General features: G+C 71.3%; 13 protein-coding genes. 4 read left to right on the top strand and 9 right to left on the bottom strand.

The window, feature by feature from the left end; all coding sequences use genetic code 11:
- On the bottom strand, positions 1 to 1,545 hold a 1,545-nt coding region (locus tag AB0J52_RS12575), incomplete at its 3' end, for an FAD-dependent oxidoreductase (RefSeq protein ID WP_500181697.1).
- 244 nt (positions 1,546 to 1,789) lie between these two features.
- Here AB0J52_RS12575 and AB0J52_RS12570 point away from each other — a divergent pair.
- Positions 1,790 to 2,851: a Gfo/Idh/MocA family oxidoreductase gene (locus AB0J52_RS12570; protein WP_500181696.1), complete on the top strand. Its 1,062-nt coding sequence runs from the start codon at positions 1,790 to 1,792 to the stop codon at positions 2,849 to 2,851.
- Between the two features lie 62 nt (positions 2,852 to 2,913).
- On the opposite strand, the gene AB0J52_RS12565 is transcribed toward AB0J52_RS12570, so the two are convergent.
- Together AB0J52_RS12565 and AB0J52_RS12560 are read right to left on the bottom strand one after the other, a co-directional pair.
- Positions 2,914 to 3,144 (bottom strand): hypothetical protein, encoded by a 231-nt coding sequence (locus AB0J52_RS12565; RefSeq protein WP_500181695.1) that lies wholly within the window; start codon positions 3,142 to 3,144, stop codon positions 2,914 to 2,916.
- 261 nt (positions 3,145 to 3,405) lie between these two features.
- Positions 3,406 to 4,824, bottom strand: a complete 1,419-nt coding sequence (locus AB0J52_RS12560; RefSeq protein WP_500181694.1) for an amidase — start codon at positions 4,822 to 4,824, stop codon at positions 3,406 to 3,408.
- Positions 4,825 to 5,098: 274 nt separating this feature from the next.
- Here AB0J52_RS12560 and AB0J52_RS12555 point away from each other — a divergent pair, with 274 nt between their 5' ends.
- On the top strand, positions 5,099 to 5,269 hold the full coding sequence (locus tag AB0J52_RS12555) for a hypothetical protein (RefSeq protein WP_500181693.1): 171 nt from the start codon (positions 5,099 to 5,101) through the stop codon (positions 5,267 to 5,269).
- 21 nt (positions 5,270 to 5,290) lie between these two features.
- On the opposite strand, the gene AB0J52_RS12550 is transcribed toward AB0J52_RS12555, so the two are convergent.
- On the bottom strand, positions 5,291 to 5,683 hold the full coding sequence (locus tag AB0J52_RS12550; RefSeq protein ID WP_500181692.1) for a VOC family protein: 393 nt from the start codon (positions 5,681 to 5,683) through the stop codon (positions 5,291 to 5,293).
- A gap of 86 nt (positions 5,684 to 5,769) precedes the next feature.
- Here AB0J52_RS12550 and AB0J52_RS12545 point away from each other — a divergent pair, with 86 nt between their 5' ends.
- Both AB0J52_RS12545 and AB0J52_RS12540 read left to right on the top strand, forming a co-directional pair.
- Positions 5,770 to 6,171, top strand: coding sequence for a cyclic-phosphate processing receiver domain-containing protein (locus AB0J52_RS12545; protein ID WP_500181691.1), 402 nt, complete (start codon positions 5,770 to 5,772; stop codon positions 6,169 to 6,171).
- Complete coding sequence (locus tag AB0J52_RS12540) at positions 6,168 to 6,761, top strand: hypothetical protein (protein ID WP_500181690.1); 594 nt, start codon at positions 6,168 to 6,170, stop codon at positions 6,759 to 6,761. The genes AB0J52_RS12545 and AB0J52_RS12540 overlap by 4 nt, the downstream gene beginning before the upstream one ends.
- A 19-nt stretch (positions 6,762 to 6,780) precedes the next feature.
- On the opposite strand, the gene AB0J52_RS12535 is transcribed toward AB0J52_RS12540, so the two are convergent.
- The 5 genes from AB0J52_RS12535 to AB0J52_RS12515 all read right to left on the bottom strand — a co-directional run.
- A complete protein-coding gene (locus AB0J52_RS12535) occupies positions 6,781 to 7,248 on the bottom strand; it encodes a GNAT family N-acetyltransferase (RefSeq protein WP_500181689.1) in 468 nt (155 codons plus the stop codon).
- 7 nt (positions 7,249 to 7,255) lie between these two features.
- Entirely contained in the window at positions 7,256 to 8,233 is a 978-nt protein-coding gene (locus AB0J52_RS12530) for a coiled-coil domain-containing protein (RefSeq protein WP_500181688.1), read from the bottom strand.
- Positions 8,234 to 8,651: 418 nt separating this feature from the next.
- On the bottom strand, positions 8,652 to 9,674 hold the full coding sequence (locus AB0J52_RS12525; RefSeq protein WP_500181687.1) for a hypothetical protein: 1,023 nt from the start codon (positions 9,672 to 9,674) through the stop codon (positions 8,652 to 8,654).
- 477 nt (positions 9,675 to 10,151) lie between these two features.
- On the bottom strand, positions 10,152 to 10,595 hold the full coding sequence (locus tag AB0J52_RS12520; RefSeq protein ID WP_500181686.1) for a response regulator: 444 nt from the start codon (positions 10,593 to 10,595) through the stop codon (positions 10,152 to 10,154).
- On the bottom strand, positions 10,592 to 11,742 hold a 1,151-nt coding region (locus AB0J52_RS12515), incomplete at its 5' end, for a sensor histidine kinase (protein WP_500181685.1). The genes AB0J52_RS12515 and AB0J52_RS12520, both read right to left, overlap by 4 nt.

The following is an 11,742-nucleotide window of genomic DNA, read 5'->3' as shown; positions in this document are numbered from 1 at the left end:
CGCGAACACCCCCGGCATGCTCGTCTCCAGGTGGTACGGCTGGCGGTTCGGCTCCCAGTCGGCCGGGCGGCGGCCGCCCGCGACCAGGTCGGGGCCGGTGAGGACGAACCCGTGCTCGTCGCGCTCGACGGCGCCGCTCAGCCACTCCGTCCCCGGCTCCGCGCCGATGAACACGAACAGCCAGTGCGTGTGGACGGTCCGCTCGCCCTCCGGCCCGGTCAGGACGAGCCGTTCGAGGCGGTCCTGTCCGCGTCCCCCGGTGACGACCGTCTTCGGGTGGACCTCGATGTTGCCGATCCCGGCGATCTGCTCGATGAGGTAGTGCGACATCGACTTCTCCAGGCCCTCGGCCCGGATCACGATGTGCACCTTCCCGGCGACCTTGGCGAGGTTCACCGCCGCCTGGCCGGCCGAGTTCGCGCCGCCGACGACGTACACCTCCTCGCCCGCGCAGCTCGGCGTCTCGGCCATCGCCGCGCCGTAGTAGACGCCGCGTCCGACCAGGTCGTCCAGGCCGGGCGCGTCCAGCCGCCGGTAGGAGACGCCGGTGGCGAGGATGACGGCGTGCGCGGCGACGGTCGTGCCGTCCGCCTGGGTGACGACGCGGGCGCGGCCGTGCGCGGCGATCCCGGTCACCTCCCCGGTGGTGATCAGCTCCGCGCCGAAGCGGACGGCCTGGCGGCGGGCCCGGTCGGCGAGCTGCGCGCCCGACACCCCGTCCGGGAAGCCGAGGTAGTTCTCGATCCGGGAGCTCTGCCCCGCCTGCCCGCCGGACGCGTGCCGCTCGATCAGCACGGTGTTCAGCCCCTCGGACGCCCCGTACACCGCGGCGCCGAGCCCGGCCGGTCCGCCGCCGACCACGACCAGGTCGTAGAACTCCGCGCCGGGCGCGGTGGTCAGCCCGACCACGGCGGCGAGCTCGGTGTCGGTCGGCGCGCTGAGCGTGGTCCCGTCGGCGGTCACGACCAGCGGCAGCTCGGGGCCGCCCGCCGCCTTGAGCAGCTCGGCCGCCTCGGGGGCGGTGTCCAGCAGCCACGTGTAGGGGACCTGGTTGCGGGCCAGGAAGTCGCGCACCTGGTAGGACCGCTCCGACCAGCGGTGCCCGACGACCCGCAGCTCGCCGGGACGCCGCCGGTCGGTGCGCCGCCACGCCTCCAGCTGCGCGTCGATCACCGGGTAGAACTTCTCCTCCGGCGGGTCCCACGGCTTGAGCAGGTAGTGGTCCAGGTCGACGACGTTGATCGCGCGGATCGCGGCGTCGGTGTCGGCGTAGGCGGTGAGCAGCACGCGGCGGGCGAAGGGGTAGAGGTCCATCGCCTCCTCGAGGAACTCGACCCCGGTCATGTCGGGCATCCGGTGGTCGGCGACGAGCATCGCGGTGTCGTCCCCGCGCAGCTTCAGCTCGCGCAGCGCGTCCAGCGCCTGCGGCCCCGACTCGGCCCGCAGCACCCGGTAGGTCTCCGCGTAGCGGCGGCGCAGGTCCCGTGCCACGGCCCGGGACACGCCCGGGTCGTCGTCCACGGTCACGATCACTGGTTTGGCCACGCGCGTCTTCCCCTCCGGTCCACCCGTATCGCCCATAAGAGTACGACGCCCCGTGATCTCCGCAGTCGTCCCGCACCCCGGGCGACCGACGCGGAACGGCCACGCCGCCGCCTCCCCCGCCTGCGGCTCCGGGCCGCCGGGCCGCGCGCGGCCGGGCGGCTGCGCGCCGGTCGCCGGGGACGGCCCGGACACGGTGAGTGACCCCGGCTTTGACCTGCGAGAAGGCATCCGGGATGATCGAATCATGTCCCTACGCGTGGCCCTGATCGGATACGGCACGGGGGGCGGGGTGTTCCACGCCCCGCTGATCTCCTCGGTGCCCGGCCTGGAACTGTCGGCCGTGGTCACCGGAAACCCCGAGCGGCAGGAGGCGGTCCGCGCCCGCTACCCCGGCGCGCGGGTCCTCGACAGCACCGACCGGGTGTGGGAGACCAACGGCTCGTTCGACCTGGTCGTGGTGACCGCCCCGAACCGGCAGCACGTCCCGCTCGCCCGGACGGCGCTGACCACCGGCCTCCCGGTGGTGCTGGACAAGCCGGTCGCGGCGTCCGCCGCCGACGCCCGTTCGCTGGCCGCGCTCGCCGCGGTGCGTGGGCTGCCGGTGATCCCGTTCCACAACCGGCGCTGGGACGGCGACTTCCGGACCGTCCAGCGGCTGGTCGGGACGGGCGCGCTCGGCGGCGTCCAGCGGTTCGAGTCGCGGTTCGAGCGGTGGCGGCCGCGGGTGAAGCCGGGCTGGAAGGAGAGCTCGGACCCGAGGGACGCCGGCGGCATCCTCTACGACCTCGGCTCGCACCTCATCGACCAGGCCATCGCGCTGTTCGGACGCCCGGAGAAGGTCTACGCCGAACTGGACACCCGGCGGCCGGGCGCCGAGAGCGTGGACGACGCGTTCGTGGCGCTCACGCACCCCGGCGGCGTCCGTTCCCATCTGTGGATGAGCGCCACCGCCGCGCAGCTCGGCCCGCGCTTCCGCGTCCTCGGCGACCGCGCCGCCTACACCGTCCACGGCATGGACGGCCAGGAGGACGCCCTCCGCGAGGGCCGCACCCCGAAGGACAGCGGCTGGGGCGAGGCCCCGCCCGAGTCGTACGGCCTGCTCGGCACCCCGGACAAGGCCGCCCCCGAGCCGACCGATCCGGGTGCCTACCAGGACTTCTACATCGGCGTCGAACGCGCGCTCCGCGGGGAGTCCCCTCCCCCGGTCGCCCTTCGAGACGCCATCGCGGGCCTCGACGTCATCGAGGCCGCCCTCCGCTCCTCCGCCGAAGGCGAGATCGTCGAACCCCACGCCCCCGGCCGCTGAACCCGACGCACACGCCGAACCGTCCGCGGCACGCGACCGCCGGGCCTCGTGAGTCGTCGGCGTTACGGAACATCCGGCGTGACGAGCGGCACGACGGCGTCGAACAGGGGCCAACCGTCGACTTCGGCCGTTCCCGCGGAAGGCCACAGCCCACCGGCGACGGCCTCGTCCAGCAGTGCCCGAACGGTGCCAGGCTCGTGGAGGTTCAGATACGCGCGGTCCGGTAGGCGCATCGCAGCGCCCTCGTCGAAGTAGGCGTCGGCGATGAGCCGGTCCGGCTCGGTCTTGAACACCAGCCGCAGACGGGCCGGAGCTCCCTCCCGCCACAACGTCACCGTGCTGCTGCACCCCGGGTAGCCCCGCACACGATCGTGCCGGTGCGCGAAACACCAGCCGTACACGGTCTCCCCGACCACCAACCGGCGAACTCTCCGCTTACCCACACCGGCACCCTAAGACCCTCCCCAAGCCGTGCCCAAAGGATTAAGACCCGACTGTCCCCATGCCCCTGTCTCCGCGGCCGTCCGGTCGCGAGCCAGGGGCATGGGCCTCTCTCAGCGTCGGCCGATGGCGGCGGGTAGGGTTCGGTGGCTCCAGGGCATCGCCTGTTCCAGGGGGCTCGCGATCTGGAACAGCAGGTCTTCGCGGCCGTACGGTGCGACGAGCTGCACCCCGATCGGCAGTCCTCCGGTGCTCTGGCCGAGCGGCAGGCTCATCGCCGGCTGGCCGGAGACGTTGAAGACCATAGTGAACGGCCCGTAATCGAAGACCGTCTCCAGCCAGCTCCCCAGGGTGTGGGCGGGGTTGTCGTAGCGCAGGGTGCCGTGAGGCGCCGGGAGCCTGCCCAGGGTGGGCGTGACGAGCAGGTCGTACCCGGTGAAGAACGCCCCCACCGACCGGGTCACGCGGTTCTGCGCGCCGAACGCGGCCATCATGTCCAGCGCGCTGTACTCCTTCGCGACTTCGAGAAGCCGCCGTGAGACCGCCTCCAGCTTGGCCGGGTCGGGCTGCCGTGGGCTCATGAGCACCGGCGAGGCGATGGCCACGCCCGTCACCGTCGCGCACCGCATGACGTCGTCCCAGTCGAGGACCGGACGGTCCTCGACGACGGCGTGCCCCATCTCCTCCAGCGCCCGTCCCACCCGGACCGCCGCCTCGGCCACCTCCGGATCCACCCGCGCGTCCGACCAGGGCGTCGTGGTCACCGCGACGCGCAACGGTCCCGGCTCGGTCCCCAGGTCGTCGGCGTACCTGCCCCGTGGAGGCGGCGCGGTGTACTTGTCGCCGACGCCCGGCCCCTGGACGGCGTCCAGGAGGTGGGCGGCGTCCCGGACGGTCCGCGTCAGGGCGAACTCGTAGGCCATCCCGAGCATCGGCTCCCCCATGTCGGGCCCGCACGCGACGCGGCCCCGGCTCGGTTTGAGGCCGACGAGCCCGCAGCAGGACGCCGGGATCCGAAGGGATCCGCCCGCATCGCTGCCGTGGGCGACGGGCACGGCACCGGCGGCGACCAGAGCGGCCGCGCCCCCGCTCGATCCGCCGACACCCCGGTCCAGGTCCCACGGATTGCGCGTCGGTCCGTACCGGACCGATTCGGTGGCGAAGCTGATCGCCATCTCCGGCACGGTGGTCAGGCCCAGGGTGACCAGGCCGGCGGCGCGGAACCGGGCCATCAAGTCGCTGTCGTGCTGAGCGACGACACCCTGGATGGCCCGGCTTCCCAGGGTGAACGGAATGCCCTCCGCCACCGGCCCATGGTCCTTGATGAGGAACGGCACGCCGCTGAAGGGCCCGTTCTCGGCGTGCCCGAGCGCCGGGCGGAACAACGGCAGCGCCAGACCGTTCACCTTGTCGTTCGCCACGGCCAACGCCTCGCGCGCCGCGCCCTCGACCTCTTCGGCGGAGACCTTTCTTGCCCTGATCAGCTTCCGCAGTCCGATCGCGTCGTACCGCGCGTACTCGTGGAGTTCCATCACTGGTTCCCTCTGGCGTCAATGACGCCCACCTCGATCACAGGCGGTCCGGTCGTCGGACCCCTCGTCGCATACTCAGGTCGGCGGCGTCCGGCGGACCGGTCCGCGGCCTTGACAGGCGGCATCCGCAGGGTGACGGTCTCCACCGGGCCTCCGGCTCCGGGGCCGTCCCTGCGAGTGATCGAGGTGCGTCTACGCTCGGTACATCGGACTCAGCCTCACCCGGCCAGCTCCCGCCGTCAACTGGAATACGCCCCGGCACGATCCGCAGCCTGTGCCCTCGGGTCTCCCCAGGGAAGCCATCGCCAGCAGAGTCCACCACCGCCAGCAGCTCTGCGAACTCGAGGTGCTGGTCCAGGTCGCACGCGTCCTGTCCAACGCCGAGATCGCCGCCTATGAATCAGCCCTCATGGCCGAACGGCCGCAGCCCGGTCGCAAGCCCTGACCCGGCCGTCTCCCCGGACGCTCAGTGGTCGGCCTCGATGGCGAAGGTGTTGCCGTCCGGGTCCTGGAACCAGGCGATACGTCCACCGCCGGCCCTGGCCGTGATCCCCTTGACGTCGTGTTCGAGCTGGTCGTAGCGCACGAACTCGACGCCGGAGGACGCGAGTTCGGCGACGATCCGCTCGATGTCGTCGACGTACCAGGTCGCCAATGTCGCCGGCGTCTTCCCGGCAGTGGCCGACTGGTACACGTTGAGCGCCGGCCCGCCGCCAGAACCGTAGACCCGGCTTCCGTCCGCGATATGGGCACTGGGCCCGGACCACAGCGGCCGCAGCCCCAACTTGCCTTCATAGAACGCGACCGCCTCCTGAATATCGGAAACGGCGATCGAAGTCCTGACCTGGTACGCGCTCAAGGGCATGAAGCATGCTCTCACGGACCGACCCTGGGCCGAAGAAACCCGCCGCTACCGAAAGAAGCTCAACCTGCGAGGATGCCAAGGTGAACGCAGACTCGGCCGCCGCCGCTCCGGTGATTCTCGGCGTCGATGACCTACGTCCTCTTCCGCGAGCCACACGGATCGCCCGCACCAGCCGCGAGGGCATCCGACTTCTCCGGGACCACCAGGACGGCTTCATCGACGAGCTCTGGCTCGACCACGATCTCGGCGGAGACGACAGCATCATGCCGGTCGTGACCGTCCTGGAAGAGGCCGCCTTCAACGGTCGTCCCCTCCAGATCGGCATGGTCTTCGTTCACAGTGCGAACCCGAGCGGGGCGGAGACCGTGGTGCGGGTGCTTGAGCGTTGGAACTACCACGTCCGGCGGGCGAGCGCCGAGATAGACCAGGTGTCGTCGAATCGCTCCGGGGGCGGTGAGGGAAGCTCTACGGTGCCGACATGAGCGACCCCGACGTCCCCGCCGTCGAATCCGGAGAAGCGCCTGGACGGGTTCGAGCGTGTTCAGCCGTCACCAAGCTGCGCCTTCGCGAGCGGGACAAGATCAAGGAACGCTTCCCCACCGCCACCCTCTACGAACTCCGGCACCCCGACCAGCTGTGTGAGCTGCCTGCCGGACACCCTGGCCCGCACGCCATCGACGTCGCCGACCACTACCCCGACGGCGTGGTATGGCTCCGGTGGGAGGACGGCGACCGGCCGAGCAACATGATGGACGACGGCCACCACCCCAAGGAGCCGGTGCTGGAACTGCGTCCCCTCTGCCCGGCCGAGATTCCGCCCCCCGAGGGTGAGACGGACGAAGTGTTCTGCCTGTGGTTCGAGGACCACTGGGGCGCACACTCCTTCGAGACCGACCACGACGATCAGTCCTGGCAGTGGTGGGACACGCACGAGCCCTACCGCGAGGAGCGGGAGACGCTGCACGCGATGCTCAGCAGCGGCACTACGCCCCTGGGCCCCGGCCCCGGCTACTGGGAGCAGGGCGGATTCTGGCTGAGCGGTCACCGCCCCCGCCCACCGCGCGCAAGCTGATCCGACCAGCCCTCCGTCCCTACGTGGGTGAGGTGCGGCGTTCCAGGTGGGTGATGCTCAGGCCGCCGGTTACCGTTCGGTGGGCTATGGGCTTGAAGCCTCGGGCTTGGTAGAGGGCGAGGGCCGGGTGGTTGGCGGTGCCGGTGGACACGACCGTCCGGGAGGCGGGGACCTCGGCGTCCAGGGCGTCGAGGAGGGCGGTGGCGAGGCCGCGTCTGTGCGCCGACGGGTGGACGACGAGTCGGCAGATATCGACCGTTCCGTCATCGAGGACGGTCCAGGAGACCGCTCCGAGCAGCTTGCCGTCGTCCTGGGCGCCGAGGAAATGCTCCCCGCATTCTCGCAGGTCAGTCAGGGTTTCACGGAGGGGTGGGATGTCGTGGGAGCCGATCAGCTCTGCTTCCACGGCATAGGCGGCGCGCTGGATCCCCCATACCTCCGCCAGCACCGCCGGGTCGTGGAGGTCGAGGCGGAGGATGTCGGTCACCGGCGGATTATAGGACCGAGACGTGGACGTGGTCGAAGTGGTTCTGGGTGATGCTGCCGCGGTCTTCCATCTGCTTCCAGCCGCTGCCGCCGCGCATGTCGTAGATGCGCTGCTTCCAGATGACGTACTTGATGCCCAGGCGCGAGGCGTTGGAGATGACGTACTGGGCGACCTGGTCGCCGTGCGCCTGCGCGGACGCGCTGGGCATCTGCCCGTTCGCGTTCTCCATGAAGTCGCAGGCGGTGCCGGACCCGTGGTCCTGCGGATCGCCGGGCCGGGCGCAGCCGATCGCGGGGAACGGGCCGAACTTGGAGTCGATCTCCTGCATGACCGCCCGCATCCGGGGGGTCATGGTGTTGCCCATGATGGGCGACTTGGTGCCGCCGCCGGCGCCGTCCGGCTTCCCGGAGGGGACGGGCTTCTCCGGCTTGTACTTGGCGAGCAGCTTGCGCACCCGGGCGCGCTGCCCCTCCAGGTCGTCGATCTCCTTGCGGACCTCCGCGAGCTTGCCCTTCGCGTCCGCGCGCGCCTGATTCGCCTGGTCCGTCAGGGTCCGCAGGTTGTCGAGCTTCCGGCCGTTGTTGCGCGCCAGGTGCTCGACGACCGCCGCGTCGTGGACGGCCTGGTCGGTGTCCGCGGCCGTCACCATCGGCACGGTGTCGAGCTGCCCGGACATGTAGGAGGAGGCGGCGAGCCGTCCGACCGCGCTCCGCGCGACCTCGTACTGCCGCGACAGCCGGTCGGCGTTCGTCCCCGCCTTCTGCGCGGCCTTCTTCTCCTCGTCCAGGGAGACCAGCTCACCCCGGTACTCCTTGGCGAGGGCGTCGGCCCGCTTCTTCAGCTTGGCGAACTCGGCCTTCTCGTCCTTCGGGGCGCTGGGGGCGGCCGACGCCATCCCGGACGTCGGCATCGCCAGCGCGGTCAGGGCCAGCGCCAATCCGACCCCGAGAACCCGTCCACGCCTGGGGGCGGACTCACGGTTCACCACGCCGTCCTCCCGCCCTGGCCGAAGATTGGCGGCACGCTACCACAACACCCCATGAGACCCCGCAAACCCGCAACATCACCACTCGATCACCGCACGCTACCCAACTCCCCGCACACCCCCAAACCGGCGACCTCTGGCGGCGAGCCGTCCGGAGGTCGGTCGCCACCCCTCTGAGCAGGCACGACCCGGGAAAGCCGGAGCTGTTTCGGGCCGCGGGGGCGTCGTCAGGAATATCAGCGTCACACAGTGTTACCACTTGCGCCGGGCTTCTGACCTTCACTTCCGTTCGCGCCGCACGACCATCACCGCGCACATGGATCAGAGTGGGGTTCAAGAGCGCCGGGGGTGCGGTTCTCGGGAGTGACCCGGGGGCCCGGCGGCTCGGTCGCAGGTGAGCCGCCGGGGTGTACGGGGGTCAGCAGGCCGGCTTGATGGGTCCGTTGACGCCGGTGTAGAGGAAGGCGTCGGGCATCCAGGTGCCGTCGGAGAGGCGGTCCCAGAGCGTGGTGGCGCCCCATCGGCCGGTGTGGGAGGTGCCGGTACCAGTGCAGCTCACAGTGACCGTGGTGCCGTCGGCGACGGTTCCCGCGCTCGCGTATCCGTCCCCGGGCCCGGTGCGCCTCTGCACCGACGAGCCGCCGTTCGCGTCGACGACGCCCTGGCTGAGGCCGAGTTTGCCGTAGTTGTGCATGCACGTCGCGCCGCCGTCGCCGTTCGCCGTGCACTTGGCCGAGCCGTGCAGCGCGTAGCCCTCGTACGCCGCGGAGCCGCTCCTGATCACCCAGCCGCCGAAGGCGTGCCCGGCGATGGCGATCTTGGTGCGGTCGCCGGGCGGGTCGGGGCTGGTGCCGTAGGTGCCGAGCGAGAAGTGGACGTGCCGGCTGCTGGCCTCGCCGCCGCAACTGGTATCGGTGCCGGTGTTGCCGAGGAACGCGCCCTCGTCGACGTGCTGGCCGTTGAAGGCCGGATTGCCGACCAGGTGGTAGTAGTCGGTCGCGAGGCGCGGGCCGCCGCTGTAGAGCGGCGGATGGTAGACCCGGATCCAGCCTTTGCCGCTGGAGCAGATGGTGTACGCGGTGCCGGCGGCCGCGGCGAGCACCCGCTGGTCGCCGCCCTTGAGGTCGATCGCCGTGTAGGGCGTGTCCGTGCCCGCGAAGCCGTGCGGGCCGCCCCGCAGGATCCAGTCCTGACCGAGCGCGAACGGCAGTCGCATCCCGGTCCGGTAGTCCGCCGCGGCCGTGAGCTGGTTTCCGGACGGTCGGACCGCCGCAGCGGCACCGAACGTATGCCGCTCGGCCGCCGACATCATCGGTGCCGCGTCGGCCAGCACGGCGAAGCCGGTGTCGCTGTCCAGCGCGACCTGCCACGCGTCGCCCTTGTGGCGGGCGAGGAAGAGATGCCCTTCGGGGTAGACGCCCTCGACACGTGGTGCGCGCACGACGGCCGTCCCGAACGCCCATCCGTTCCGTTTCCGCCTGACATCGACGGCGGCGTCAGCGCGGTCGGCGGAGGCCAGTTCGGGTCTGATCTGGCGCGTGGTCCCCAGCAGTCGGGCGGTCACTGCGTCGTTCAGTGACTCCCCGTTCGCGGAGGTCGCGTCCGCTCGGCTCGCGATGGCTGAGGCGGGGACGAGTGAGGCCGCGAGGAGGACGGTTCCGGACAACACGGTTGCGCGGCGTCGCCAACGAGGGTTCCGGCTCATCGAGCCACTCCTTCGATAGGGCCGCGATGGCTGCGGGAGCGCGAGATCAACGGCGGACTCAGCATGCGGCCGATACCCCACCCCGTCAAGGTAGGGAGCAACGGCCGCCGTCATCGCGTCGGAAACGCCCGCAGCGGTGCGCGGCTTGCGCCGTGGCGCCTCTTCGCCGGAGCGGCGACAGGGGCGTGGCCTGAGCGACCGCGCGTTCTCCGGTCAGCGGTGGGTGGGCAGGCGGACCACGGTGACGAAGAAGTCGTCGATCTGGCGGATCGCGGCGATGAACTGGTCGAAGTCGACCGGCTTGGTCACGTAGGCGTTGGCGTGCAGCTTGTAGCTGCGCAGGATGTCCTCCTCGGCGGAGGAGGTGGTCAGCACGACGACGGGGATCGCGGCCAGCTCGGGGTCGGACTTGATCTCCTCCAGGACTTCCCGGCCGTCGCGCTTGGGCAGGTTGAGGTCCAGCAGGACCAGGTCGGGGCGGGGCGCCTCGGCGTGGTCGCCGCGCCGGTAGAGGAAGTCGAGCGCCTCGGCGCCGTCGCGGACGACGTGCAGGGTGTTGCCGACCTTGTTGTACTCGAACGCCTCACGGGTCATCAGCTCGTCGCCCGGGTCGTCCTCGACCAGCAGGACGGTGATGGGCTGGGCGGAGGTGGTCACGAACTTGCTCCCTGCGGGTCGGTCGAGGTTGAGGGCGTTTCACCGGACGGACCGGCCGCTGTTGTCGCGGGGCCGGCGGGAGGATCGGCGGGCGGGGCGGAAGCGGCCCGCCGCTCCGTTTCCTGCCGCTCAGCGCCCTGCCGCTCGGCGTCCTGCTGCTGGGCGTCCGCCTGCTCCGGGTCCGCCTGCTCCGCGTCGGTCTGAGCGGTGTCCGGCTCGTCGGCGTCCGCCTTGACGGCGTCCACCTTGGCGGCGTCCGTCTGCTCGGCGTCCGTCTGCTCCGAGCCCGCCTGCTCCGCGTCGGCCTGCTCGGCGTCCGGGGCTTCGGCGGCTTCCGGGTCGGGGGCGGGCTCTTCGAGGGCCGGGAGGGTGAAGTGGAAGCGGGCGCCCGGCTCGTACTCGGGGTCGAGCCAGATGCGGCCGCCGTGGAACTCCACGATCTTCTTGCACAGGGCCAGGCCGATGCCGGTGCCGGTGTAGGCGTCCCGGCCGTGCAGCCGCTGGAAGATGACGAAGATCTTGTCCTGGTACTCGGCGGGGATGCCGATGCCGTTGTCGGTGACGGTCAGGTGCCAGTGGTCGTCCTCGCGCTCGCAGGTGATGCTCACCCGCGGGGCGCGGTCGGGAGAGCGGAACTTCACGGCGTTGCCGATGAGGTTCTGCCACAGCATGGCCAGCAGCGTGGGGTCGCCGTCGACCCGCGGGAGGTCGTCGGGGACCTCGACGTGCGCGTCGGCGGAGGTGATGGCCTCGTCGAGGTTGCCCAGCGCCCGCTCCAGCGGCTCGTCCAGCCCGAGCGTCTGCTGCTGCTGGTTCAGGCGTCCGACGCGGGAGAAGGTGAGCAGGTCGTTGATCAGCACCTGCATGCGCTTGGCGCCGTCGACGGCGAAGCCGATGTACTGGCGGGCGCGGTCGTCGAGCTGGTCGGCGTAGCGGCGTTCCAGCATCTGGGTGAACGAGGCGACCTTGCGCAGGGGTTCCTGCAGGTCGTGGCTGGCGACGTAGGCGAACTGCTCGAGTTCGGCGTTGGAGCGGCGCAGCTCCATGGTCTGGGCGTCCAGCTCGGCGGCCTGCTGCCGCAGGGAGCGCTCGCTCTCGGTGGCCATGTCGAGCGCCTGCTTGATGCGGCCGCGCATCGCCTCGACCG

Origin of the sequence: Spirillospora sp. NPDC049652 (genome assembly GCF_040675125.1) — a bacterium.
Classification (GTDB): domain Bacteria; phylum Actinomycetota; class Actinomycetes; order Streptosporangiales; family Streptosporangiaceae; genus Spirillospora.
Note: the sequence above shows the minus strand (reverse complement) of the source record. Positions and strands in the feature narration are given on the sequence as shown.

What these genes read in the sequence shown, in the direction of transcription:
- AB0J52_RS12560 (WP_500181694.1), bottom strand. Translation starts at nt 4,824, where the DNA reads ATGGAACTCCACGAGTACGCGCGGTACGACGCGATCGGACTGCGGAAG.
- AB0J52_RS12540 (WP_500181690.1), top strand. Translation starts at nt 6,168, where the DNA reads ATGAGCGACCCCGACGTCCCCGCCGTCGAATCCGGAGAAGCGCCTGGA.
- AB0J52_RS12570 (WP_500181696.1), top strand. Translation starts at nt 1,790, where the DNA reads ATGTCCCTACGCGTGGCCCTGATCGGATACGGCACGGGGGGCGGGGTG.